The organism is Synechococcus sp. PROS-9-1 (assembly GCF_014279775.1).
Classification (GTDB): Bacteria; Cyanobacteriota; Cyanobacteriia; order PCC-6307; family Cyanobiaceae; genus Synechococcus_C.
Genome location: NZ_CP047961.1, coordinates 1,884,896 through 1,909,053, shown reverse-complemented (window position 1 = coordinate 1,909,053; position 24,158 = coordinate 1,884,896). Strand labels below are relative to the sequence as shown.

Sequence of the window (24,158 nt, the reverse complement as noted above, 5' to 3'; positions counted from 1 at the left end):
CACGGTTAACGCACTTGGTAATGGAGCCAACGGCAATCGAGTCCGCCGTTGTTGATCGGGATGCGGCGGGACGCTCTCATCCGGAGGGCTCCCGTGACGCCAGCATTGCCGCTGAGCAACCAGAAATCCCATCCAGAGGCCTGGGTTTTCACCATTGCACCGAGATCGCCGTAAAGCGCCTCAAGATCCTGATCGGCTCCGATTCGTAATCCGTAAGGAGGATTGCAAACGATCGTTCCTGGTCCTTCTGGAAGCTGGAGATCTCTGAAATCTCCCGTTTGAATGGAGATCAAGTGGGAAAGACCAGCGGCCTCTGCGTTGTTGCGAGCCTGTTTCGCAATCGATGGATCCTGCTCGCAGCCAATGATCACCGGCTGGAATTGCCCCTGCTCTTGGCGATTGAACGCTCGCTCTTTCTCCTCTTTCCAGAGGTCGTCATCAAAATCAGCCCAGCCTTCAAGGGCAAAGCTGCGGTTCAGCCCTGGGGCATGTCCTGCAGCTAGAGAGGCTGCCTCGATCAGCAGGGTCCCTGAACCACAGAGCGGATCCACGAGCGGAGTGGTTCCTGTCCATCCGCTTAGGCGGATCAAACCAGCAGCGAGATTCTCTTTTAGTGGAGCATCCCCCATTTCTGCGCGATAACCGCGGCGGTGGAGACTGCCGCCCGATCCATCGAGACTCAGCACCCCACCCTCTCGATCGAGATGCACATGCAGGCAAACATCGGGGTCTTCGAGATCGATCGAGGAGCGTTGTCCCCAGATGTTGCGTTGTAGATCAACGATCGCGTTTTTGACCTGAAGTGCGGAGTAGTGGCTGTGATTGAGGCCCGGAGCAGTGCCGGTGACATCAACTCGGAAACTCATCGAGGGATGCAGCCAGCGTTCCCAGTCCAGTCCTTCCTGAATCCCTGAGTACAGCGACTCGCGTCCATCGCATGGGAATCGGGCTACTTCCCGCAGCAACCGAAACGGAAGACGGCATTGCAAATGAAGCCGATACAAGCAAGCCATGTCGGCCTCAAATGCGGCCGCTCTACGTAGCGGTTTTACCGCTTTAGCCCCTAAGGCCAGAAGCTCAGCCACTCCTGCTTCCTCTAAGCCTTGAGGAAGTACGGAGACGCCTTTAATGCGCTCAGATTTTGCTTGCTTTCTGTTCGCCACGACGCCTGAATTTATGCCTGCTGATTGGCACGGTATCTGAGCATAAGTCTCATATCTTGGTTATAAGTCCAGAGAGGATCGTGGACATCTGATTTCTTGGAGAAAAGAGACGGCAGTTTTGCGCAGGAGCTCTAAATTGGTTTTTATATCAAGCCTGCATGGTGACTGTTGTATTAATTGTTTTTGCCCGCTTTTGCCTAGTTTGATGGCAAGAAATGCATCGAGAGAGATTCTGAGGCGGGAGTATATGAGTCGAAACTTTTAAGATAGTTAGGCTTTGATCGTTGACTTTATGTTGATGAATTCGTCCTTGAAATGGTCCTGCGCTGGTAATAATTGTTGGCTTTTTAGCGTCTGCTCTGTTGATGTGCCATTTCGTCGATGAACTGGTGCGCTTTCCTCTTCTGAGATCGACGCCAGCTATAGACATTGATGCCAGAATAACGAAGTCCGTTCTTGAACGGACTAGGTGGTCCACACCGGTGTTTCGGACAGCGGTTCGATTCCGCTCAGCTCCATTCTCCCTTCGGGGCTGCAATGGTTTCGACGGGGCATAAGGAGGGTGACTGAAGCCTGCTCGGTAAGAGCAAATCCCGTAACTGCGAACAACATCGTACGTTTCTCCCGTCAAGCAGCCCCTGTTGCTGCCTGACCCTTTTAAGGGAGATGGGGTGAAGTCAGCCTTATCACCCAAGTGACTGAATGGGGGTGGAAGCCCCCCTCAAACCGTTCCGTCGGAAGCAATCTCGGAATTACGCCACAGGCGCCCGAGAGCCATCCAGACAACGGATCCAGACAAATCCCGGCGGTGTTCGCTGGGCTGGATAAGGCTGAGGCATTGGCCTACGTCAGCCGTCTTTTTGATGCCGCAGAAGCAGGTGCTGTCCTCTGGGGGGACAAGCTCCTCCTAAAACGATTCCTTGGTCAGTGCAGTCGCACTGGTTCTCAGGAAACCAAGGATGGTTACCGGCGAGAGCTGAGGCATTTCACAGGCTGGAGGGATAAGCACCATCCCCACCTGCACCTGAGGGAGTTAGACCCTGCGCTTGTTCAGGACTGGGTGTCCCAACTGCGGGAACTAGTTGAGGGTGGCGAGCTGATGCCGCGTTCTTTTAATCGACGGATCAGTGCCGTCAGCGCGCTCTATCGCTGGGCTGCGGAACCTACGAGATCAGCTGTGTCAGGAGTGCCGCGGAACCCAATCCCCCAAAGAACAGGAATGTCGGCACCAAAGCTGGCCAAGCCGCTATCTGAGTCTGATCTGACATCAGTTCTTGGTGTAATTAGTGCCAAGAAGTTAAAGGGTTCAGCTATCGCGGCGCGTGACTACGTGATGGTGCGTGGGTCTTATTTGTTGGGGTGTCGCGTCTCTGAATTGTGCCGTCTCTGTTGGCAGGACATTGAGCGTTTGGAGGAGGGCGGGAACATTCGGCTCTTGGGCAAGGGCAACAAACCCCGCACCATTCGCGTCAGCTCAGCAACGCTGGATCTATTCGAGTCGTTGGGCCGCGGCGAGCCTGAGGGCTGGCTGTTCCCCTCCGATAGGAGAGATGGCCCATTGACCCGTCAGGCAGTTGCTGCTCGCATGGCGATGTGGGGACGGGAAGCAAACGTCCGGCTCCACCCGCACCGTTGCCGCCACACCCATGCGACTCATGCAATCAGGAGAGGTGTCGATGTCTTCACGCTTCAAGCAACCCTCGGACACAGTTCATCTGGGACGACAGGTCATTACGTTGCTGCTGAGCCTGGCGATAGTTCTTCTTTGCGGTTGGGTTAATCACCGTTTCTGACGGAGAGCTGGCTTGGCTTTTCCTGGCAGCCTGCACACCAACTAGCGAGGCAGGGTCTTCATCCAGAGTGGGGTATGCCTAGCTATAGGTGCAATATTGTGTGTAGCAGAAAATTCCTATTACTGCAGGTGTGCTGACGCTAGGTGGAGTAGGAATTAGCTTGAGGTGAGAGTCTGGCCGACATGAATCCCCTACAAATTTTTCTTCTGGCAGTGAATCCAACTGTCACTGCAGGATTTGCATTAATGGTTTTTTTTGAATCAAAAAAGCTAAAAGATTCTCAAGCTGCTCTGGAATCTGCTGTTAGAGACTCATCGCAATTAGTCGTAGAATCGATTCACAGCCAGAAACAAGGTTTTGACTCAATTGCGGAAAGCCTGAGTGCAATCTCAAGTGATCAAGAGAGGTCAGTTGAGACTTTTACAGGTATCAGCCAAGCATTGATAACTGCTAGCGAGACAAACGAAAGAGCTCTTCGTACTCTTCGTGATTCTCTGACTGCCTTAACTAAAGAAAATTCTCAGGTATATGAAAAACTGGCGAACTCGCTTCGAGAAAGTCATGAGCAGCTTGGGGATCAAATCAAGAAGAACTCAAAGGAGTTATCCTATGTTTCTGAAACACTTAAAAGCTTGATCACGATTTAGGAGTTACCTAGTTATGGATGAAACTCTTGGGAGAAACTATCTGCTTTATCTAAAAGATATGAGCAGAAAAATAATTTTTGGTTCTCGGTCATCGGCTGGCAACTACAGCAGTATTTTAATTTTAAATACCCGTAGAAAGGATGACTCTAGATTTTCAAGAATTACAAATATGACTCTGGAAGAAATAAAAGGGAAAGGAATTGAGGGTTATCGTCTGGAAATGCAGCAGGAGAAAGAAGGGAACGCAATCTTCTGTGCTGCAGGCATCATCGCTGGTGTAGTCCCTTCGCAGCTCATCAAAAAAGATAAGGATTTTCTTGTCGCTGCACCTTTGATTTACGGAAGACTTCAATTTGAAGAAGACGGAGAATGTGAGATTGATGAATGGGTATTAAATTATGATTTGGCTACTGAACTATTGAATCAGTTCAACGAAACAACATCTACGCTGCCTTTGAGTCTTGAATTAGGTAATGGGTTACGTCCTCTGGAGGTTATTCGAGACCTCGAGGAGACCCTTGAGGGTACTGATCCAAATTGCATTGACGATATAAATGTTGCTAGCAAGAAGTATTCTAATTTTATTGCAAGTGTTCTGCAGATGGACTTAGGGTATTCTCCTTCGCCGAGGGTGTCTGCAAATAAAGCGACTAAGTTGAAGGATGCAAATCAAACAGGATTGTTTTATGTTGGTGGCGACTGGATTTTTAGTGCACCAGTTCCTGCAGGGCTAAACACCTATACCGCATTGCAAGATATATCAGGCTTGTTCAAAAGTCAGGATAGCTAAGATATGAATACACTTTTTAGGCTCATAAATACAGTTTTCTCTGGGGAAGAGTTCCAGAATCATCATCCAAAGATTGCTTCAAATAGTATTTATGAATGTTTTTCTAATATACCTTATCAGCTTTCAGTAGAGCAGAAGCAGGCTGTTATTAATGCGCTTCAAAATGATATTTCATATGTCCAGGGGCCACCCGGAACTGGTAAGTCTTTCACAATCTCAGCTCTTTGTTTGGTGGCAATGAGCCTTGGGCAAAAAGTATTGGTTACATCACAGCAGCAACCCGCTGTGAAAATTGTTTGGCAAAAAATTACCCAAGTTATTGGTGATAGTGGATGCCTTCTACTCAGTGATGATCCACAACAAAAAGCTCGAACAAAAAAGATCATAAATGATGTACTCTCTCATTCTGTCTCGTCAGAGTACAATGCAGATAGAGAAGCAGTATTGAGTTCAGCTAATTCAATACTTGTAAGGCTAAGCAAATCAACTGACAAGTTACTAGCTGTTTTCGAAAATCTCAATCAACATTATCGTTTAAACGAATCTTATATTGAAGCTCTTGATCGTGTTAGTGAAATTTTCCCAGACGAAGCAGAATCTCTTGGCAATCTTCCTGGTTTTTTAAATGATGTAACGGCTTTAGATAAGTGTAGAAAGTATATCCAAGAGTGCAAAGAGATACGTGATAACGCTTTCTCGTATGGAGGGAAAGTTCCAGTCTCTGAGGCTTTGAGGCTGAAGCTGCTGATTACTCAGGTGGTTGGCATGACCGGTATTGGTATCGAGAGTTATCGTGAATTTAGAGAGGATTATCTTGAGGAAGTTGCCGTCTTGTGTGAAGATAAAGCTAAAGCTTATAGACTATCAACTCGGCTAGACAGTAAGACTGTCGACTATCTCCGTGACTCTCAATTAAATGCATTTAAGCGTCTCTATGAATGGGATAGTTTTGGCTCTAATCTTCTTTCTACGAAGTTAAGGTCTGAAAATGAAAGTCGTGTATCGGCGCTGCTCAGCGACACGTCTTATGGCTCAACGTTAAGGAATTTCACGGCTCGACTTCGCTGGAAGATTAAGTCACGAGTCCTTGCTGCAAACAAAAAAATAGACTTTGCAAAGCTATTTGATGTTTTCCCCATAGTATTAGGAGAGATTAAAGCTTTACATCCATATCTGCCTTTTGAAGAAGAAATCTTCGATCTTGTTGTGGTTGACGAAGCCTCGCAAGTTAATTTAGCTGAGATAATGCCAATATTGTTTAGAGCTAAAAAGATCTGCATCGTTGGTGACCACAAGCAACTTGGTATAGAGGCTGGTGGTCTTTATTTCATGAATAAGTTCTTTGAACAGCTGATGTGGCAAAGAAGTTTCTCAGGTGTCTCCTCTTCACCCTTGTCTGTTGATGAAGCTCTTTCAAAATCATTATTAGTCACTCAGCATTCAATTCTTGATCTCTTCAGGAATGAGTCAAACTCATTATTGAGTGAGAAGAATTTCTGCTCACTCAAAGAACATTTTCGTTCACTCCCTATGCTTGCTGAATTTACAAGTTCTGAGTTTTATAAGGATGAGGTTTATACAGAAGGTTTGAGGATTATGACTTCAACGCCTGATAGGCAAAAGCTTGTAGCCTTTAAAGATCTGCATGTCGAAGGTACGAGAACTGATAGGAAGGGGAAAAAGTTTCATCCGGGTGAAGCATTTAAAGTAATTGAGCTGATCAAAAACATTTTGAATGGTAGTGAATCTGATGATCTCCAGGAAATGTCTCGTATACCTTTCTTGCCTCCTTCCTTAACGATTGGGGTTGTATCTTTTATTTCTGATCAAGTTCAATATATTAGTGAGTGTTCTCTTAAAGAGCTTTCTGTTGATCAGATTTCTTCTTGTAATTTGTTGATCGGTACAGCAGATGCTTTTCAGGGTAATGAAAGAGACGTAATGATTTTTACCCCCTCAGTGGATGCATCTTGTAGTCGCTCTGTTCGCTTCATGGAGGAATCTAGGAGGTTTAATGTTGCAACCAGCCGTGCTAAGTATTTTACATTTTTTGTTCACGGAACATTGCCTGCAAATATGGAAAGAATGAATAGGTTGGTATCTACTATGTCTTCAGAAGCTTTTACCGATAGACATTCTGATTTATTACCCCGAGGTTGGGGTTTTGACTTGGCTAATTTAAAGTCACGAGCTGAGGTAGATCTTGGAATGCGTCTGCATCATTATGTTGAGACTAATTCTTATTTATCACTTTCTGTTTTTAATCGAGTAGTTACTTGTGGCTTGACTGCAGATTTTGTCATTTATTCGAGTAAGTCCGATAAAGCTATTTTATTGGAGATTGACGGAAAGTATGCGATCCATAATGATAAGTCGAATGTTGATCTTCAGACTGAACGGCTTTTAACTCTCAGGAGGGCTGGGTGGAATGTATTTTACTACGATTACTTAATGCATTTCAAGCAGTCCCCGGAGCAAGCTTTTAATGAATTTGCGAATAAGGCGAATGCCTATTTTGCTGTATGAATAGAGTATCGGTAAATTACCTTGATCGTTTTCAGGAAAATATTGCTGATGCCTCTTCTCATCTTCGGCGCTTGATTAGATTGCATTCAGATGACGATCAAGTTGTCGCGATTAGTTTAGAAGGGTCTCTTGTGGGTATTGCAATTGCATATTTGAGGTTTACTGGAGATATTGCTGATACTCATCTTTCTGAAATAGTTGTAGATATTGCGCTTGGTTTGAAAACTCTGCCAGAGGCTTGTCCAATTGGCAAGGTTTCCCCAAGTGCTGACGCGCTGAAATTGCTTATTGTTGAGTATAAAAGCTCGCGGCAGCTTCTTGGTGCTGCTTTAAGTGCATTGAATGTTTTGCTCTCAGCGGAGATTCCAGAAGCGCGAATGTCGGGCTTGGCTTTCTCTGATGCAATCAAGCATTTTACAGAGCTTTTGGTATATGAAGACCGCCGCAGCCATGCTTCAAAAAAGGATTTTCTGGTTTTTATTGATTCATTTCTTGTCGCGATTGCCAATGGTGATGAGTACGATCTTGACGCATTGACTTTGCCCCCACCCCCTGCTGTACCACAGCTGCCACTGTCGAAATTCCCTAGATCACCTGATAGGTCAATAACTCGTTCGCCCACATCATCAGCTGTAAGAAGGCTTTTGCAGAACACTGAGGGCTTTGAAAGAGTTAGCACTGCTTCTGTTAGGGAAGCATGGGATTTGGGTGTTCGATTGCGAAGACGTATGGATTTAGATATTTCAATTCGACCATTGGAGCAAGAGTGGTACATGGCTGATTGCCTCAGAGAGGAGATGATTGAATATCCGGATTATTTACCTGCTTTGCAATCTTGCTTGGGGGTGCTGCAGGACTTTTACCATAGGGATGCTCGACCAGAAGCAGATCTGATTGAATCAAAGGTTCGTCCTTGTTTGCGTTCTGCTTATAGGCAGAGAGTGATTGAATTTACGGTTGATTTTGTTCGTGGTTTTCTCGCAGAAGAAATTAAACAATCTGAGTAAATCTTTTTCTGAATATCACTGCCACTGGGTACAAAAGCTGCCGAGGTTATGGCATGCGTCGTTGAGACGAATCATCGCTAAGAAATGCTTAGGCAGTAGCCTATTAATCAGGTAATTATTTGAGAGACTCGCAGGCTTCTCCATCACCATCACCATCGAGGTAACTGTGGCCTTGGGATAAAAGCTGCTGAGCGCGACTCCAAGAGCCAATCTCTTTACAGCGGTACTTGCGTGGCTTGTTAGTGCTTGTTGAACTACTCCTTCTCTCCCTTCGGTAGTCCCAAGGTCGCGTGATGCCGGCTGGGCCGACGGACCAAACGCCAATGCCCTGACGCTTGGCCTCCTCCTCAAGCTGCAGATACTTCTGAGCATCACATTCGCGGAGATACTTCCTGTAAGCGAATGCCTGTCCAGCGCCGACCATTTGCTGGTTCACATTGCCTTGGCTGTTGAGCAGCTCTGCCACGGTTCTGCCAAATCGGTCTGTTGTCTGGACCTGCAAAGTCACCTCAGATCCCACGGGCGTTAGTTGTTTCAGCAATGTCTTTGACCGTGCACCCCAAGGTCGTTGGGATGTCTCCGGTGAATCGATGCAAGCGAGCCGGATTGTGATTCGTCTGCTGCCTTCAGAGACGCGAACCGTATCTCCGTCTCCTACAGAAACTATGGTTGCTGAGTTCGCGCTTGTTGCGAAGCAGAACGTGAGAAGGAATGCAGATGCAGCTTTCATTGCATCCTTTCCCCGTTTTTGCCACAGAGGCTTTCGCAGGGAACTCCATCCTTGTCGCGATCAAGCCTTGAGTTGCCAGATTTATAAGACCTAACAGCTTCTTCACAGGAGCTGAAGGTTTTGCAAGTCTGAGCGAGGGCACCTGGTGCAATCAGAATGATCGCTGCCAAAAGGACTGTAAATCGCATCAGTTGTCAATTGCTTCAACCACTCTTTAGCCCACAACACGGCGGTCCGTCACTATCCCCAGCGGCAGAAGTAAGTGGGTCGTGCACTTGAGGCTGGCTAGTGATCAACTCATTCGCTGGGTTTCGAGTCCACCGAACGTGATCGTGACGTGAGAGGAATCTCGTCAAAAGTTGTTGATAGTTGCTTTCAGTTATTTATCTAGGGGAGTAGCTGAACTACGGCTGTAACAATCGGGTATCAAAAAAGGGGAACGGTTTGTCACCTACCCCCCTTTTCTATTGAGATCGCAGGGCATCCCGCGCTAGTAATTTAGCGTAAAGAGGGGATATATGCAGTGCTCTCTGCCAGGCTGTAAACCCCCAGAGAGTTTTTCCTGTCTTATTCAGTCTAGCTATACGGATAGAATGAGAAAGCTCATCTGTGTGGCTAAATGAGTCGCAGATGTCACCTTTAGTTGTTTAGTGATTTGGTGATTAGACAGCTTCAGGATGAGTTTCAGAGGGGTCGTCATTGTTTGGATGATGGCGTGCCTAATCCTCTAGTCTCTTGATGAATGATCTCCGCCGATCTACTGATTGTGACAACTTGCCTTGCATCAACGCATCGCCGACATCCAGAAATGCTGTCGAGTCTGGTGCCGTTATTCGCTGGAGTCGTGGCAATGACCCAGCGAGATCTCATCACTTACTTGCTCAACACCGAGGCTGACTGGCTATGGCACGAGCTACTGCATTAGAGACTGCTGAACGAGTTGATCAACTTCAAGTCATGATCTTGGAGGGCGAGCCAAATACTTCCTGTCTTGCTTTTGCCAGAAAGGAGTGGGGGATTAGCAGGGCTCGTGGTTATGAACTGCTAAAACGTGCCTGGACTCAAATCAAGGCCGACGTTGATGAGACCGGTATCGATAGGCAAGAGCTATTGGCATGGTCAATTCAGACGCTGATGGCTGCTGCTGGTCAGGCAAAACAACAGAAGAATCCTGGAGCAGTTGTTGCATGCATCAAGCAGCTTGACTGGATGACGGGCTTGGGGATCAACTCAAACAGCGGGCACCGTGTCCATCGTGCTCGGCAGTGACGTAATCGAGATTGCGTCAAATTGTCTCTTCAATCACCCTCGTACATTCATCGAGAGACCACAGGTCATTACGTGGCTACTAACCCTCGGGAAAGCAGTTCTTTGCGCCTTTGTTAGTGCAGTTTGCCGATGGCAAACACCTTGTTAAACCATCGTTGCTGAACTATCAGCAGTCGAATCAACCTCAGCTAGTGCAGTGAGTTGCAGATCGGAGCTGTTGTTGATGGAATAACCATCCATGCCGATGGCAGATTGATCAGCGATTGCTGTGGCTTGTCCGGCAACAGTCGCAGATTCAGCAAAGCCTTGATCTGATGCAATCGCTGTGATCTCTGCAGCACCGGTAATGCTGGTGGTGGCTCCTTCAAAACCAACAGAAGCTGAATCCAAGCTCGACCATGCATCACCCGTGGTGGTAGATGCATCAACATCCATCTCAGAGACGGTCTGAGCTGACATCACTGAATCCACATCAGAGAAGTTGAAGTCTGAATTGAGGATGCCGCTGGCCAGCTCGTTAAGGCCAATGGCACTGGCATCATCCGTGGTGCTGCTGGCAGTGGAATCAAGCTCTGATTGGTTGATCGAACTAACCAGACCAAGGCCGCCAACTTCAACCGCCAGGTCTTCCATGGAAGTGCTGGCATTTAGAGCAACATTAGAAACAGCAACACCAGCATCAGCTGTTGCATCGGCTGAAAGTGATGATGCAAGCGAGGAAGAGATGCTCGCATCAGAGGCGACATCAATTCCGAGGATGCCACCAAGATCACCTGATCCAAGGCCGAGATGATCATCAGCGATAGCGTTAGACCAAGACCCGTCAACACCAAGCGAACCAGAGTTACCGCTTCCATTACCAACGGTTTCAGCAACAGATGCAGCACTCATGCTTGAACCCACTGAAATGTTGGCGATACCACCAACATCAACCGCATCAACTGAACCAACATCAGTGAGTTCGATGCCTTGCTGTGCTCCAATCAAGCTGCTCGATACAGCAATGCCATTTGTACTTGTTGCTGAGGAATCCAGAGTGGACTGAACACTTGCAGCCATATCCAGATCGGATGCGATCTCAAAGCTGGAATCCGTGATGCCTTCAATCGAGGTTGTATCAGCAACAGCTTTGGCATCACCAGAAACAACGGATGCTGAGCTATCGCTGTTCAGAACAACAGGGGTTTGAACCGTGGCTGAACCATCCACATCAACAGCAGCAGCGTTGATACCAATGATTGAGCCGTGGAGATCAGAACTGATGGAGTCAAAGTCAGCAAGTGATGTGCTGATCACAGTGCCATCAGCATCTGGTGCGGTGATCGTGACTGTAATTTGTGCAGCATCAGTTAATTCACCATCACTGATGGTGTAATCAACCAACTCGGTTAGATCGTCGCTGCCAGGAAGCATGTCAGCGTAAAAGCTTGCATCAATCTGAATGTCGTCACCGACAAGTGATGCGAATCCGTTAACACCACTGTTATCCGAGAAGGAAGTGATTGTGAGATCATCTCCATCTGGATCTGAATCATTGCTAAGGACCTCAGCCAGTTTCATCGAACCGGCTTCTAAAGAAAGAAGATCATCCTCTGCAACTGGTGCTTCATTGAACGATTGATTGATGAAGGCTCGTTCAAAGTTTTCCGCCTTGAGATCTCCACTGCCAAAGTCAATATCTAATATCTTACCATTTGGATCATCAATAAAAGTACGCAATTGATTAATTTCGCCTTGATCAAGCTGAGCGAATAGCACATCGCTTAAATCAATATGAATGTCATCAAATCCATCACCACCATCGATCTCGTAGGAGCTTAGATTATTGATATCTGCATCCTCCGAATAAGCTAAAACGTCAACAACATCATCACCACCAAGAAGTTCAATCACTTCAAAGTTTTGATAAATTGGTTCTGGATTAGCAATGCTATCGCTAAGAGAGTTTATAACCCCGCCTTCCTCCACTCTGATATGACCAGCTGAATCATTTGTATTAAATACAAGTTTGTCAATACCTGACCCACCATCTAATACGCCATCAAGATAACCATTGTTGTCAACCGTAGCCGTATCATTGCCTGCCTTAAGATCAATATCCTGGATATCAGAAAAGGTAGTTCCATCAATAACACCAGAATTACCGCCCGTGAGATGAACTTGATTGACACTTGAACTTCCTACAATTTTATTACTGGGTGGTTGACCACCACCACCACCACCACCACCACCGGGGGGAGTAACAATGACTTCTCCAATACCGCCAATATTTCCGAAATCAACTTCTGTTCCAGACGGAACCTGCAAGGTGTTATGTCCAGCTCCTGCATCAAGAAAACCGGTCAAGCGACCACCAGGTTCGATAACAATAAGGTCATCTCTATCGCCTAATTGAACATTTTCAAAGCCTTTAAATTCAACTCTAGAGCCATCATCTACTATCCCAGGATGCCTATACTCAAAAATGCCATGATTGATCCCACTAATTGTGAGTAAGTCGAGATCAATAGAGGAGATTGTGTCGTCTTGTGGCGGAGCCTCTTCAGCTACATAAGGCAGTCCTCCAGCCTCAATTACGTATTGATTGCCATTGATATCGTTAATTTGAACAGAATCACGTCCTTCTCCAAAGATTACGGCCTCGAAATTTTCCAGAACTCCATAAGTATCACTTGACAGCCTATTACTGCTTATATGAAAATCAGAATCAACATCTCCTTTGAAAATCACACCATCGTTGTCTCCGTCTCCTCCATCAATTCTATCCATATATCCACCCTCATTATGAAATATCACATCGTCGGTTCCACCGCCTAAATCTATTTCTTTTACATCCGAGAAAGCTACCCCGTCAAGAGTTCCGGAATAAGTTCCTTCTATGTCTAAGAAGTTACGTTCATCACTAAAGGATTGATTTTTAGATATTCCAGCAACATATGCATCCCATCCATTCTCAGCATATGTATTTCCAGTAACGTAGAACTCATTTTCTCCGGATCCTTCTGTGAAGCTAAATCGGTCAAAATGCCAATTTTCTACTGGCAGACCGTTAATAAGATCGAAAGAGTTGATATTACCCTCAGAGGATACCTCAATGATGCCAATTGGTTCACCCGGAGAAGAGTCTATTGTGACATCGCTTTGTCGACCTATTCCATAAATGTTACCGTCTTTCATTAGAAGGTCTGAAAAACCAAGCTGATCATTTCCAGGTGTTAAATCCGTCGACCACCCGGGAGTACCATCCGGTGCAAATTGCTGAAGAACTCCATCATTATTTAGCGCATAGGCATTGTCGTTGGAATCTAGTGTGACACTTGAAGAGTATCCATCACTACCTCTACCACCACCTAGATTCTTCTCCCAGAGCACCACTCCACTATCATTCACCTTATACAAGTGGTTGTCACTAGGATTATGACTATATGCTGTTGCATAGATGTTTCCAGATGAGTCTACCTCGACATCAGTAAGTGATGAGTCTGTATAATAATGAGACGTTGGAGGGGCTAAAACATTGCTCCAATCAATCGAGTTTGTTGTGCCATCAAGTTTAGTTAGAAGACCTTCGGTATAGTTAGCAGGATATGTTGTTTGAAGTCCTGCAATGTAGATGTCTCCTGATTGATCAACTGCTGTGCTGCCACCGTATTTATTGCCGGTGCTTATGTACTCTCTATTGTTCCCAACGGTGAAATCACTTGTAATTTTTACGAGACTTTGATTCGTACTTCCATATTGAACGCCTCTGGTATCTGGGACCACGGTGCCAGTATAAATAAGTTCACCATTTATGCCTTTCGCTAGTTCTCCAAGCGCAGCGGTGTAATAGCCATTTTGTGATTCTTGAGGCAGTACATTCTCTAAGCTATTTAGTTCCTGGCCATGCTCATTGTACTGGTAGAAACTGAGTATTTTCCCTAAAGCTGAAGAGGTCGCAATATTGATATTTCCTTGCTCATCGACAACAATACCTTGATTGTGGTCATTGACCGGAGTTCCAATTGTTTTATCCCAATTGATTTCGTACTGAGAAGACATTGCTCTGTGCTCTATAACCTATTCATAAGTCGGATATTTTATTGTGTCTATATTGCTCTGTATTGATCAGTCGTATATATCAATCACCTTGATCATCATCCTTTTAAGCACTATGAAGCCTCCTGTATTGCTAGTACCTAATAGGTATACGAATCAAGCCCTCTGATCCGTATTAACTCGCATATCGCCAACCCATGTATTGCTCTCACACTCCGACTTCACCTTTACGGTGGTCGGTGGAGTAGTGATATCAGCATGCTTAATGGGTGGCTGTGATCAAGAAAGTATTGGAAGCGGTGATCTTCATGGCTATAGGCGCTGCCTTGTTCGCTGCCAATCCACGGGTGGGGCAGGGTGGTGGCATCTACCTTTTCAGCTGCACAGCAGGCTTTGGTTTGCAGTGGGCTGTAGCAAGCAATAAACCTGTCGTGCTTAGGAGTAAGCCCAAGTTCTGTAAATGCTGATTCCTACTTCTGGGCGCAATCGCGCAGCAACTTGATCGAGCAGCAGCAAAGGAAGCAGTTGGCATCAAACACAAGCAGCCATCCGTCACTGCTGGTGCCGTACGCGAATTAGACGCGTTGTTGGGCCTTGGCATCAACAGTAAAGGTGGCAATCGTTATGACTGGAGGCGCTAAAAACCCTGCTGCGCAGATGTTTAGAATTGTTTGACGCAATACTTGTTGCTAATGAACAAGTAAAATTCTTTTAACCCTGGCTTACAGATGAAACGACTGCCCCTGTTTGCTCTCCCGATACTATTGTCATCACATTTGCCTGCTGCCTTCGCAGGCAAGATTCCTGAGTATTGTGGTACGTCAGGCTTAACTGATACGCAGCAAGATACTTGTGAGGCATTTTTAGATAAAGCAGGCGTCGACTCAATCAGTGAATTGAATTTGCCGAAAATTAAATATCCAATTACAATCCCACTTTTAAATCTGCATTTATCTGGCTTAGAGAAGCCTATCGAGGTAGGCATTTCTTCTGCTGACGGTACAAAGCTAAGGGTCCAATACCGAAAGAAGACGCCTTACATTTTAATTCCTAGAGATAGATTCGTTTCCTGGGGCCTAGGCACTGAGTCCTCAACATCAACCGATGCACTTATAAGTCAAACAGTCAGCGCAATAATTTTCCCTCCTATGATTCTCGTAACACCTTTTTTGATAGGAAATGTCAAGACAAATTTCTATACTATCAAATATTTAAGTGAGGATGGTTCGCCATCAACCCTTGCCCTTAGTGCAACGGGGCAACACCACAAGACAATGGCAATACTCAATGGAGTTAGTGGTCTTGCGCCATCTGAGAAACAAGATCCAGACTTGCTCCGAGCAGCGCAAGAGAACATCTTGATAATGTTGGGGAATCAAAGATCAGAGTTGGTAGATTCGCTTCTGACAACTAATCCGAAAAAGCCATGGTGTGAATTTATTGATCTCAGCTCCAATAGTCAAAGCGCAAAAGCATATATGCGTCTAACAAAGAAAATTAGTACAGTTTCAAAGTCTCTTGATGTCGAAGTCCCAATTGATTCTCGCACAGCAAGTACTGATGACTTATGGCATGAATACCTTAATGAGCGTCCTGGACTCAAGAGTTGGACTGAGAATTTTCCTGCACAAGCAGAAGAGATGAAGGAATGCCCATTATCCTGATATTTTCATAAATGCTCTTCCTTGACGTAATGGAAGTTGCGACGGTTGAGAGACAATGGCCCTAACCCTGGCTTCCAGATGAAACGACTTTTCCTTCTTGCTCTGCCAGCTCTGCTTGCGAGCACTCCAGCCTTTGCTGAGGTTGAACCCAAGATTCACAAGCTTTGCATTGAAGCCAAGGACTATGCGGGATGCGTAAGGGCTATGAAGGGTGAAATAGTGCCATCAAAAGAAACTAGTGTTGGGAACAAATGCCAGTCTCAATTTGCATACATAGGGAATGGGAACTGCCAAAGAGTTGGTTGTAAATATGGATGGTGGGCGTTTGGAAGAGGCAATAATAATGCAATAGTTGCGGGGAAAAGTGATTGGAAATGCAATAGTGAATTAAGAAGTGGACTGTATTTATCTGGTTCATTAATTCTCGAAGAGGTTGCACCAGTGGGTTTTGATGATGGATGTCCAGCCGTTGAGCCAGAGGTTGGTTGGAACAACTCTTGTGAAACAGCACCAGCAGACTGGAAAGGACTTGAGGAGGCAAAAGGGCCTAAGTGCAACTTTAAACTACATAAGTATGAATGTAATTATGATTCTTACTTAGATGCCAATCCATCAATGAAGCAATGGGCTGAATTGAACCCAGCAATGGCTGAGAAGGAACGCATCCGCCTTCAATCAGTTGATTGATTGACGTAATAGATTTATGAAAGAAGGCTCCCAAACCGTTGTGAAGTCCCGCAGGTCTTGCCAAGGTAATAGCTGTTGGGAAGCTAAGTTGCTGCGCCTATTCGCTGGACTATTACCAATTCTGCTGGCGGTTCCTGTCCTTGCCGATGATCGCCAGTACCCCAGGCATTCCACTGCAGTGCTCGGCATTTCTACTGAACAGGATGAAAATCGAATCATTCCTGTGTTTGGTCCAAAGCGGGGGATGCGGTGTGGTCGACACAGCAGGCGATGCACAGTCTCCTTCTTAAACGGGCGGATGTCAGTCGATGGTTCGATTGGTATTACTCCGGATCAAATCGTGTCCATCACCATCGACCCCAGTTGCTGCTTCGACACCGTCTCCTATCTCTCGTTCACGGTCGATGACGGGGGGCATCACCTCGCATTGTTTTGGACAACTCACGAATCGGATCTGCGGCACTTCGTCGCCACAGTTGGGGCTTTCAAGTCAGGCAAGATGAACTCAGACGGCTCTATATCAATAAAAGATTCGGAAACCCCGGAGGCTGAATGATGAAGCGATTCACCATTGCCGCAGCTTTGCTCCTGTCGGTTGCGTAGAAAGACCCCCCACCCCAGGGTGAGAGATGACAGCGGTCAATAATTGAGGCATGGCTACTTCCTATGACCCGCCTTTATGGGTAAAGAGCGATTCAGATTCCTATAAGCGTTGGCTTAATCGCAAAGCCATCTCATTGATGAAGCGCGACCGGAAGAGAGGGGGGACTTATCGGGTGAAGGAAGCCATGGATGCGATCCATGAAGCGATGCACCGGTCAGACGGAATTGACCCTTATGACGGGCAAGCAATGGATTCAGAGCTGCTTGGCCTCTACGACAACGCTGAGAGCAAAGACCGGGGGTCCGCTTACAGAAGAGAGTTCTATCGGCTGCCAACGGTTGACCATCGGAATGCTGAGCCAGTGTGTGACTTTCAGATCGTCAGCTGGCAAACCAATGATGCAAAGGGCGACATGAGTCCTGAGGAATACCTTGCTTACTGCATTGCTGTAGTGAATCACCTGACTTAGGGCTGCAGCTTGGACTCTTGAAATGGGGTCAGACCTACCGGCGCTGACTGTCTTAATTGAGTTTTTGCTGATTGCCGTCACCGCTGTCAACGGCTGTCATTGCTGTGTGGCGAGCCAGAATTTCATTGGCAAGTGATGGTTGGCTGTGATCAAGAAAGTGTCTGAAGCGGTGATCTTCATGGCTATAGGCGCTGCCTTGTTCGCTGCCAATCCACGGGTGGGGCAGGGTGGTGGCATCTACCTTTTCAGCTGCACAGCAGGCTTTGGTTTGCAGTGGGCTGAAGCAAGCAATAAACCTGTCGTGCTTAGGAGTAAGCCCAAGTTCTGTAAATGCTGATTCCTAATGCCTGCACGCCAAGTAATTAATTCTGTTCTTTCAGGTCGTCCTCGGGAGGGCAGACAGGAGCTACTGCATAACGCTTTTGGATATGGCGTTGCGCCCACCGCTCCAAGAGAAAAGAGCTGAGGTGACTCCCGCCTAGGACTTTGGTGAGGCTAGGCAGTTGGCTTGTGGAGATTCCTTGAGTCACTGATGTGATGAGCACTTTCTGGTTCATAGCCATAGCCACATGGGCGTGCAGCGGTGGCCTGCAAAACGTTGTGTGAGCTTGAGCCGATGGCCGAGACACAGAAGAATCAAGGAGCGGTGGTGCTTGTAAGCGCCAGCTCGATTGGATGTGCGGACTGGGCATCAACGCAACCAGCGGGCATCGAGTCCATCAAATGCGGCTATGACGTAATTCGCATTGCGTAAGCCAGACTGGGACCAGCTTTTGAATAGCGGCAATGAAAGGGCTTTTTCTGATGTTGCCCTTGCTGCTCGGTGGAGTCCCACTCTCGGCACAAGCTCAGCCTGAGGCTGATCAGCAATTGGTCGCCCCTGCGAATGCTGGATCTGTTTGGCTGATCCTGCACAAAGGCTGGGCTGAGGATGCAGCTCTAGAAAAAATTGAAATGACTGATATGACTCAATGCGAAATACAGGGAGCATTGTGGAAAGGAAGCACCACAATCGAGCAGAAGGTAATATCTAAATATCACGGATTTCACTGTTTGGAGGGCAAATGAGAAAGCTCAGCCTCGCCATATTTGCCATTACCTCAATCGTTATCTGTCTGCCCGTAAGAGCTGATTTTGGAGATGCCGACTTCCCCACGGCATTATTCAAAGATGGTCCTAAGAGTTACCACGACGCTTGGTGCAGAGAAATAAAGAACAAATGCAGAGTCAGGTTTCAAGGTCCCGCAATGTGGGTAGAAGGACAAGGCGGAATACAGAGGTCCGATCTTATAGGTTATAGATTCGACGAAGATGGAGATGAGTATTACAACTATCTAACGTATAAGTCTCGTAGTGGTGAGACTAAGTACGCGCTATTTTTATTTGCCAACCATTCTGCACAAACTGATTTTATTCGAGCAATAGGAAGGTGGATGAAGCAAGCATCACGGCCATTCCCTAACTACAGGCTTCCCGCTAGCCAAGGCCCACAAGACACCCAAGGTCGTGACAAGAGCTATGGCGTTCCAATGAACCCATACGAACGTCCGCCAATCACTGACTGGAAAGAAAAGACAACTCCGTAATCAATTCAGTCGTAACGGCTGTTACGGCAAACAGGTATAAGCCGAAGTTCTTTGATCTGAGAAAACAGTCCCGATCAAAATGCCACTTTTCGTCGGGATCATCAACACAGCAAAGTCCTTGCCCCATCTGAAGGTTAAAGAAAAGATCCGGGCCCAAAACGCCGTCTGGGCCCGGTCACTTACACAGCAACCCCACTATTGACCTGAAAAAACGATCGGACCGAAAACATCACTTTTCGATCCGACGAAAACGCCACTTTTCGTCGGGATCATCAACACAGCAAGTCCCTTGCCCCGTCTGAAGGCTGCCTCTTCGACGGCGTAAGCCTGGTTACGACCGGAGCCCTCCCAGATCCATTGGGGTGACTCGGTGGAGACTGTGGCCGTAACTCAGTTGCGATGTGCAACTGGATTACGTCGTGTCCCCCCTGTCCATACCTTTTTCCTTAAACAGTTGAATAAAGAGAAGTAGTTAGAGGGGGGAAGTTGCCCAAAAAGGTCTGGTCAGCCAGGACACCTGGATTTGACCCGTTCAGGGAAGAAAGCGTTTACCCGCTCCCCCTGCCCGCCAACTCGCTTCCGGGACTTCACCCACCCGACCTCGGCAGCAAGCTCAGTGATCCTTTTGGCGTTAGTGCCGTTTTGCTTTTCAGGGTTGATCTCCAAGTGGCGGTAGATCTCCTGAAGCTCGACGTAGGGAGTGCCTGCCTTTCGCTCAAGGAAGCCGCTAATTAGCTCTTCCCATGGATCCGGCGGAAGCGCGGCGTGCGATATCCAAAGATGTCACATCCCTGGCCCGCTCGGAGGCCGAAAAGGAGGTGCTCCTTTCAACCGATCGTTTGGCCGAATGGGCCAATGACTTCCTGATCTTTGATGACCAGTTGTGGGGTGACGGTGAGGCCGCAATCAACACTAACGTTGGCACTCTTGAAGGACCAGGCTCCGATCCAACTCAGGCACTGTTTCCCAACTATCGACAGTGCCTGAAACAGCGTGAGGACAAAGTTCGTGGCTATGGCCAGAACCACTTCAAGGACAAGCTCGTTTCCCTCTTGAGAGACACCCTAAAACTGCCCCTACCGGCAGGCAGTCTGAAGAGTCCTCCTTACAAAATCCGAGTCCTGAGCAGCACATTAATTGGCAGAAAGATTAATGCAAGCACAAAATCGATAAAGCTGAAGGATAGTTGTTTTCGGCAGGAATCTACAACCCCTAACCGAACAAATCAACGCCAAAGGTCACCACCTCACGCACCGTTTAGCTCACGATTGGAAGCATTAGTGTAAACAGAAGCAGTAGGGCAAACAAAAGTTAGAAAATGAAACAAGAGGGCCTTGAAATGCACAAACCATGGTGACTGTGCGCTGGGACCAAAAGCACACTAACCATCTGAAGAATCATTATGAAAGCAAACAATCTGAAGTGAACAGGAGAGTTCACTTTAAGCAGAATGTGCCCCAAAGTAGGATCTACAACCTCAGCACTATCTCAACCAATCCTGTAGACGAGAGCCATCGCTGGAATAACGACGACGAGTTTGAGCCGCTTACAGCAACAAGAGCAACAGCATGAAGCCAGATCAGAAGGGTTGACAGACCAGTAAAATAGGCATGTCTAGACTGAATATGCCTGCGATGAGCCCAGCACAAAGCAAAGATCGTAGGGCCGTCCTGAATTTTGAAGGGAAACGCTATAACCTTAATGACATGTCTGACGAGCTGAAGAGATTAGTACGTGGCCTTCAAACAGCAGAATCACAACTCAAGCACGCACAAGATCAACTCAGAGTTGTGGCAGTTGGTAGACAAGTTCTTGCCTCACAGCTAAAAAGAAAACTCACCGAAGTAACCCCAGTCGAAGACTAGAATGCTACGCACAATTGGGGTTAAATCATTAATATTCAAGTTAAGATCAAACAAAAAGTTCTACATCCTCACAGCAGTTGCCTTAACAAGCTGGGTAGTTCCAAAAGACATTCTCAAAAGAACTCTACCAATTCCAAACTTAAAACGAGATGGAGAACTGAATAAAATCATTCCAGAAGACAAACGGCTAAAAAGTACAGAAGTAAATATCGCAACTAACTATGGATTTAAGATGGCTTCGAGCCTTATGAATAAAGGTGATCACGAATTCGAGGCAAGAATTATTATAGACAATTTAGGAAGCAAGAAATATAGATACAAGGCAAAAAAAGGAGACGCACCGAAAACAAAAAAACAAATAGAAGAGAGCGCAGAAAAAAATAAAATGAAGGTCAACGGAACGAGAGAACAAATAAAAAATCTATTAAGGGCTCTAAGAGATGCTGGTGTAACCGTAGCAATTGCAGATCCAGGGAAAACAGGAGCAGCAGCCGTATGGCAACCAGGACTTCAAACAATCAAAATTGAGAAATATAAAATGGAACAAGGCTCAATGGCAGTGCTCAGAGTGTTAAATCATGAAGCAATTCATGTAGCCCAAAGCTGCAAGAATGGTGGAATAAATTTCAAACCAATACCATTAGGCATCAAACTATCACCAGAACAGATTTACAATAAACAAATAAACTCAAAGATTTACAGGAATGTACCCTTGCAAATCAAAATCGCAGAAAAGGAAGCCTATTCATACGAATACTCAAACCTATCAGTAATTCACTTTCTGAACAAATATTGCTGAGCTTAGGAAAGGCTTTACCAGTGTTCAACTGCGAACATTACTTGCGAGATGAATAATACTTTAGCCAAAAAAGCCTCATTTCGCAGACAAATACAGAAAGCAGTAAACCTTGCAAAGATCCAACCAACCACTGATAAAATTCAGAATTAGTCCCATTACTGATACCGAATGCAAGCATGCTGATAGTAAAAAGCCAAGCCCAACGTAAAATCCAAGGTTCACCGGGTCTAATCTTGCCAGCTAGATTAAAGCCAAGAAAAACAAGCAAAATAGCAATATATATATTCATAGATTAGCCATCGACTAACCTGGCCTTGCGCCAAAACCTAACTGCCAAACGGTTCCGATGCTTTAACCTTGCAGATGAATCATCCATACATGACATTGAAGAAGAGGACGATAATGCATCATCTTGTTGCCGTAGCAGAAGAACCTCCTGCAATGCAGCATTGAAAGCAGAGAATGCAACAGAATCAACATCATAGAGTGCAGCCAAAAACCTATAAATAGTACTATGACGTGTTGAAAAAGCTTCTACGAGGTTGTCCATATCTTTGTCAATTAGAGAATAGACAGACTGGACTCCATAACTAGGATTTATATAATAACGAAGTAGATCTCTTTTGCCAGTAGAAACAACTTTAATTCTACGTATATAACCCTTACTCAATAATCTCTTTAAGACTTTAGAGACATGAGGCTGGTCAAGTGACAAAGAATCCTCAAGAAAAGAAGAAACCACGCCTGGATGAAGTGCAATTAATCGAATAATTTCGACCTCGGACTTAGAAAAAGCTTTCAGAACTTCCATCTAATGAAAAGGTAGGGGGATCAAAGAAAAGTTACGAGTATAATTACCATAATCGCGCAAATTGAAAAGTCCATAACAAAAATATAAAGCAATATTGCAAGATTATCCTTGTATCGGATAAAATGGCGAAAAATGTATTTAGGTATACAGTTTCTCAGCAAGCAAGCAAATAAAGAACATGCTATACATGCACATCAGACATACATGTGTCCTATATATGTAGTGATGGGAGGAATTACGTAGCCAATTATACGTTAATAGCTTTTTAATGGGATGACAAAAAGTAAAACAGCGTTAGAATCAAGTGAAAGCGTATATACGGGCGAGCAAGCTCCTAATGAGCAATCAAGAGATCGCAAATTTAGATCAAGAATATCTAGAAGAACTCAAAGCATTTAGCGCTCGTTTCAAGCTAAGCACTTTAGATTCCTTTAAACAAGTTTGCAAAGAACAAAGCAAGCAATACACCAAAGTATTAGAGTCTTTAGCCGAAGCTTACATTGCAGCCAATGGAAGCCTTCATCTTGCAATAACACTTGCTCTTAAAGATCAGTGCAACGTACAAGAAATAAGTGAAATACTAGGAGTACAGCTTGGGGAAGCTGGCTCATCTGACCAATTAAATGAAAGAATAGAAGAAATTGAACAAAGAGCTCATACAACCTTGATGCAAGTAGAAGGGAGCAAAAGTTTAATTGATTTAAGACTGGCATCAATGGAAGAAATGATTGCTGAGATGAGTTCAAATACTGAACGAACAAGAGTGGAATTCATGGGGAATAAACAACCCACTGAAAACACTAACACTGATGAAGTGATTGTCCCACCAAAAGATTGGAACGAACTAGTGGGTCGATTTATGAACTTAGAGGATTCAATTCGTGGGGAAGACTCAGGCCTAGAGATACGAGTTGAGGTATTAGAGAGTATTGCAGAAGAGCAGGGTTTCTCAGTTCGTTGGGAAGACAACTCAAACTCAGAGGAAGAAGTAACGTTCCAGGGGGATACATTTGATCAATTAGAAGAAGTAGATATGAGTGAAGTAATTTAATGGATCAAGAACAATTTAAAAAGATATTGGACGAGTCTGGGAAACAAAACCAGTGGCTACTTGAACATCTCACAAGCACGGGAAGTTGGAGACCAATTATTTACAATATTGGGCAGGAAAAACTACTTTCACAAGTAGACCATAGCAACAGGAGATATGCAGTATTTATTGAGAAAAAGCAAGAAGAAGAGCCAGATAAAGAACTAACAGATTTGCGACGCGAATTCATCAAAGAAGAATGGTTAAGACCTCAACTGAATGATTATTTCTACAAAAGAAAACGAGATTTAGATCAAGTAGTTTACTCAATGTTAAGGCTTAATGATATTGGCCTAGCAGAAGAGCTGTATCTGCGCCTAAAAAATGGAGAATGTGAGATCCCAGAATTAGCATTTGAATACTCCCTTGGACCAGAGAAGTACACCAAAGGTATTGTAGGGCCTATGCCATTAAGCAAAGCAAATGAGCAAATACGTGCCATATCAACCAAAGAAAATATAGGAAATCTAAATAAGCCCGTTGTCATTCAAAAAACAATCGTCATAGCAATTGTTGAGCACATTATTGAGGCCATCCTCACTCCAGAGATGGAAGAAAAGCTACTGGACGAACTTTTTAATATTGAGCTACAGAAAACAGTCAACGCCATAACGGGTTAA

At 45.6% G+C, this 24,158-nt stretch carries 24 protein-coding genes; 19 read left to right on the top strand and 5 right to left on the bottom strand.

What is annotated here, in order from left to right; genetic code table 11:
* Positions 1-5 precede the first annotated feature (5 nt).
* Entirely contained in the window at positions 6-1,163 is a 1,158-nt protein-coding gene (locus SynPROS91_RS10170) for a class I SAM-dependent RNA methyltransferase (protein WP_255439750.1), read from the bottom strand.
* Between the two features lie 694 nt (positions 1,164-1,857).
* On the opposite strand from SynPROS91_RS10170, the gene SynPROS91_RS10160 reads away from it, so the two are divergent.
* The 5 genes from SynPROS91_RS10160 (at position 1,858) to SynPROS91_RS10140 (ending at position 7,926) form a co-directional block, all read left to right on the top strand.
* Positions 1,858-2,943, top strand: coding sequence for a tyrosine-type recombinase/integrase (locus SynPROS91_RS10160; RefSeq protein ID WP_255439749.1), 1,086 nt, complete (start codon positions 1,858-1,860; stop codon positions 2,941-2,943).
* Positions 2,944-3,138: 195 nt separating this feature from the next.
* Positions 3,139-3,603 carry a hypothetical protein gene (locus tag SynPROS91_RS10155; RefSeq protein ID WP_186516515.1) on the top strand — a complete coding sequence of 155 codons (465 nt, stop codon included), beginning with the start codon at positions 3,139-3,141 and terminating at the stop codon, positions 3,601-3,603.
* A 13-nt stretch (positions 3,604-3,616) separates the two neighbouring features.
* Positions 3,617-4,393, top strand: a complete 777-nt coding sequence (locus SynPROS91_RS10150) for a hypothetical protein (RefSeq protein ID WP_186516513.1) — start codon at positions 3,617-3,619, stop codon at positions 4,391-4,393.
* A 3-nt stretch (positions 4,394-4,396) separates the two neighbouring features.
* On the top strand, positions 4,397-6,919 hold the full coding sequence (locus tag SynPROS91_RS10145) for an ATP-binding protein (protein WP_186516511.1): 2,523 nt from the start codon (positions 4,397-4,399) through the stop codon (positions 6,917-6,919).
* Positions 6,916-7,926 (top strand): hypothetical protein, encoded by a 1,011-nt coding sequence (locus SynPROS91_RS10140; protein WP_186516510.1) that lies wholly within the window; start codon positions 6,916-6,918, stop codon positions 7,924-7,926. The genes SynPROS91_RS10145 and SynPROS91_RS10140 overlap by 4 nt, the downstream gene beginning before the upstream one ends.
* A 115-nt stretch (positions 7,927-8,041) precedes the next feature.
* Here the strand turns inward: SynPROS91_RS10140 and SynPROS91_RS10135 are convergent, their stop codons facing one another.
* Together SynPROS91_RS10135 and SynPROS91_RS12390 are read right to left on the bottom strand one after the other, a co-directional pair.
* Positions 8,042-8,656 (bottom strand): thermonuclease family protein, encoded by a 615-nt coding sequence (locus SynPROS91_RS10135; RefSeq protein ID WP_186516508.1) that lies wholly within the window; start codon positions 8,654-8,656, stop codon positions 8,042-8,044.
* Entirely contained in the window at positions 8,653-8,844 is a 192-nt protein-coding gene (locus tag SynPROS91_RS12390) for an excalibur calcium-binding domain-containing protein (protein ID WP_186516506.1), read from the bottom strand. Before SynPROS91_RS12390 ends, SynPROS91_RS10135 begins: the two co-directional genes overlap by 4 nt.
* 578 nt (positions 8,845-9,422) lie before the next feature.
* On the opposite strand from SynPROS91_RS12390, the gene SynPROS91_RS10125 reads away from it, so the two are divergent.
* Entirely contained in the window at positions 9,423-9,581 is a 159-nt protein-coding gene (locus tag SynPROS91_RS10125; RefSeq protein WP_222929393.1) for a hypothetical protein, read from the top strand.
* A complete protein-coding gene (locus tag SynPROS91_RS10120) occupies positions 9,560-9,925 on the top strand; it encodes a hypothetical protein (RefSeq protein WP_186516503.1) in 366 nt (121 codons plus the stop codon). The genes SynPROS91_RS10125 and SynPROS91_RS10120 overlap by 22 nt, the downstream gene beginning before the upstream one ends.
* A gap of 144 nt (positions 9,926-10,069) precedes the next feature.
* Here SynPROS91_RS10120 and SynPROS91_RS10115 read toward each other — a convergent pair whose 3' ends face one another.
* Entirely contained in the window at positions 10,070-13,966 is a 3,897-nt protein-coding gene (locus SynPROS91_RS10115) for a hypothetical protein (protein WP_186516501.1), read from the bottom strand.
* 725 nt (positions 13,967-14,691) lie between these two features.
* Between SynPROS91_RS10115 and SynPROS91_RS10110 the strand changes: the two genes are divergently transcribed.
* The 10 genes from SynPROS91_RS10110 to SynPROS91_RS10070 all read left to right on the top strand — a co-directional run bounded on the left by SynPROS91_RS10110 (position 14,692) and on the right by SynPROS91_RS10070 (position 21,637).
* Positions 14,692-15,627, top strand: coding sequence for a hypothetical protein (locus SynPROS91_RS10110; RefSeq protein ID WP_186516499.1), 936 nt, complete (start codon positions 14,692-14,694; stop codon positions 15,625-15,627).
* Positions 15,628-15,705: 78 nt separating this feature from the next.
* Positions 15,706-16,314, top strand: coding sequence for a hypothetical protein (locus SynPROS91_RS10105; RefSeq protein ID WP_186516497.1), 609 nt, complete (start codon positions 15,706-15,708; stop codon positions 16,312-16,314).
* A gap of 88 nt (positions 16,315-16,402) precedes the next feature.
* A complete protein-coding gene (locus SynPROS91_RS10100; protein WP_186516495.1) occupies positions 16,403-16,870 on the top strand; it encodes a hypothetical protein in 468 nt (155 codons plus the stop codon).
* Between the two features lie 97 nt (positions 16,871-16,967).
* A complete protein-coding gene (locus SynPROS91_RS10095) occupies positions 16,968-17,387 on the top strand; it encodes a hypothetical protein (protein ID WP_186516494.1) in 420 nt (139 codons plus the stop codon).
* Between the two features lie 616 nt (positions 17,388-18,003).
* A complete protein-coding gene (locus tag SynPROS91_RS10090) occupies positions 18,004-18,141 on the top strand; it encodes a hypothetical protein (protein ID WP_186516493.1) in 138 nt (45 codons plus the stop codon).
* Between the two features lie 32 nt (positions 18,142-18,173).
* Positions 18,174-18,455, top strand: a complete 282-nt coding sequence (locus tag SynPROS91_RS10085) for a hypothetical protein (protein ID WP_186516492.1) — start codon at positions 18,174-18,176, stop codon at positions 18,453-18,455.
* A 1,004-nt stretch (positions 18,456-19,459) separates the two neighbouring features.
* The gene (locus SynPROS91_RS10080; protein ID WP_186516491.1) at positions 19,460-19,708 is read left to right on the top strand and encodes a hypothetical protein; all 249 of its coding nucleotides are present in this window, start codon (positions 19,460-19,462) and stop codon (positions 19,706-19,708) included.
* Positions 19,709-19,716: 8 nt separating this feature from the next.
* Complete coding sequence (locus SynPROS91_RS10075; RefSeq protein WP_186516490.1) at positions 19,717-20,259, top strand: hypothetical protein; 543 nt, start codon at positions 19,717-19,719, stop codon at positions 20,257-20,259.
* Positions 20,260-20,583: 324 nt separating this feature from the next.
* Complete coding sequence (locus SynPROS91_RS12090; RefSeq protein WP_370586765.1) at positions 20,584-20,838, top strand: DUF6447 family protein; 255 nt, start codon at positions 20,584-20,586, stop codon at positions 20,836-20,838.
* 1 nt (position 20,839) lies between these two features.
* Positions 20,840-21,637, top strand: coding sequence for a hypothetical protein (locus SynPROS91_RS10070; RefSeq protein ID WP_186516489.1), 798 nt, complete (start codon positions 20,840-20,842; stop codon positions 21,635-21,637).
* 292 nt (positions 21,638-21,929) lie between these two features.
* Here SynPROS91_RS10070 and SynPROS91_RS10065 read toward each other — a convergent pair whose 3' ends face one another.
* On the bottom strand, positions 21,930-22,448 hold the full coding sequence (locus tag SynPROS91_RS10065; protein ID WP_186516488.1) for a MarR family transcriptional regulator: 519 nt from the start codon (positions 22,446-22,448) through the stop codon (positions 21,930-21,932).
* A gap of 337 nt (positions 22,449-22,785) precedes the next feature.
* Here SynPROS91_RS10065 and SynPROS91_RS10060 point away from each other — a divergent pair, with 337 nt between their 5' ends.
* A complete protein-coding gene (locus SynPROS91_RS10060) occupies positions 22,786-23,499 on the top strand; it encodes a hypothetical protein (RefSeq protein WP_186516487.1) in 714 nt (237 codons plus the stop codon).
* Positions 23,499-24,158 carry a hypothetical protein gene (locus tag SynPROS91_RS10055; protein ID WP_186516486.1) on the top strand — a complete coding sequence of 220 codons (660 nt, stop codon included), beginning with the start codon at positions 23,499-23,501 and terminating at the stop codon, positions 24,156-24,158. The genes SynPROS91_RS10060 and SynPROS91_RS10055 overlap by 1 nt, the downstream gene beginning before the upstream one ends.

Coding starts and splice junctions, on each gene's coding strand:
- SynPROS91_RS10140 (WP_186516510.1), top strand. CDS start 6,916: ATGAATAGAGTATCGGTAAATTACCTTGATCGTTTTCAGGAAAATATT.
- SynPROS91_RS10070 (WP_186516489.1), top strand. CDS start 20,840: ATGCTACGCACAATTGGGGTTAAATCATTAATATTCAAGTTAAGATCA.
- SynPROS91_RS10075 (WP_186516490.1), top strand. CDS start 19,717: ATGGATCCGGCGGAAGCGCGGCGTGCGATATCCAAAGATGTCACATCC.
- SynPROS91_RS12390 (WP_186516506.1), bottom strand. CDS start 8,844: ATGCGATTTACAGTCCTTTTGGCAGCGATCATTCTGATTGCACCAGGT.
- SynPROS91_RS12090 (WP_370586765.1), top strand. CDS start 20,584: ATGTCTAGACTGAATATGCCTGCGATGAGCCCAGCACAAAGCAAAGAT.
- SynPROS91_RS10095 (WP_186516494.1), top strand. CDS start 16,968: ATGGCTACTTCCTATGACCCGCCTTTATGGGTAAAGAGCGATTCAGAT.
- SynPROS91_RS10065 (WP_186516488.1), bottom strand. CDS start 22,448: ATGGAAGTTCTGAAAGCTTTTTCTAAGTCCGAGGTCGAAATTATTCGA.
- SynPROS91_RS10090 (WP_186516493.1), top strand. CDS start 18,004: ATGGCCGAGACACAGAAGAATCAAGGAGCGGTGGTGCTTGTAAGCGCC.
- SynPROS91_RS10115 (WP_186516501.1), bottom strand. CDS start 13,966: ATGTCTTCTCAGTACGAAATCAATTGGGATAAAACAATTGGAACTCCG.
- SynPROS91_RS10155 (WP_186516515.1), top strand. CDS start 3,139: ATGAATCCCCTACAAATTTTTCTTCTGGCAGTGAATCCAACTGTCACT.
- SynPROS91_RS10105 (WP_186516497.1), top strand. CDS start 15,706: ATGAAACGACTTTTCCTTCTTGCTCTGCCAGCTCTGCTTGCGAGCACT.
- SynPROS91_RS10145 (WP_186516511.1), top strand. CDS start 4,397: ATGAATACACTTTTTAGGCTCATAAATACAGTTTTCTCTGGGGAAGAG.
- SynPROS91_RS10120 (WP_186516503.1), top strand. CDS start 9,560: ATGGCACGAGCTACTGCATTAGAGACTGCTGAACGAGTTGATCAACTT.
- SynPROS91_RS10135 (WP_186516508.1), bottom strand. CDS start 8,656: ATGAAAGCTGCATCTGCATTCCTTCTCACGTTCTGCTTCGCAACAAGC.
- SynPROS91_RS10150 (WP_186516513.1), top strand. CDS start 3,617: ATGGATGAAACTCTTGGGAGAAACTATCTGCTTTATCTAAAAGATATG.
- SynPROS91_RS10060 (WP_186516487.1), top strand. CDS start 22,786: ATGAGCAATCAAGAGATCGCAAATTTAGATCAAGAATATCTAGAAGAA.
- SynPROS91_RS10055 (WP_186516486.1), top strand. CDS start 23,499: ATGGATCAAGAACAATTTAAAAAGATATTGGACGAGTCTGGGAAACAA.
- SynPROS91_RS10110 (WP_186516499.1), top strand. CDS start 14,692: ATGAAACGACTGCCCCTGTTTGCTCTCCCGATACTATTGTCATCACAT.
- SynPROS91_RS10085 (WP_186516492.1), top strand. CDS start 18,174: ATGAAAGGGCTTTTTCTGATGTTGCCCTTGCTGCTCGGTGGAGTCCCA.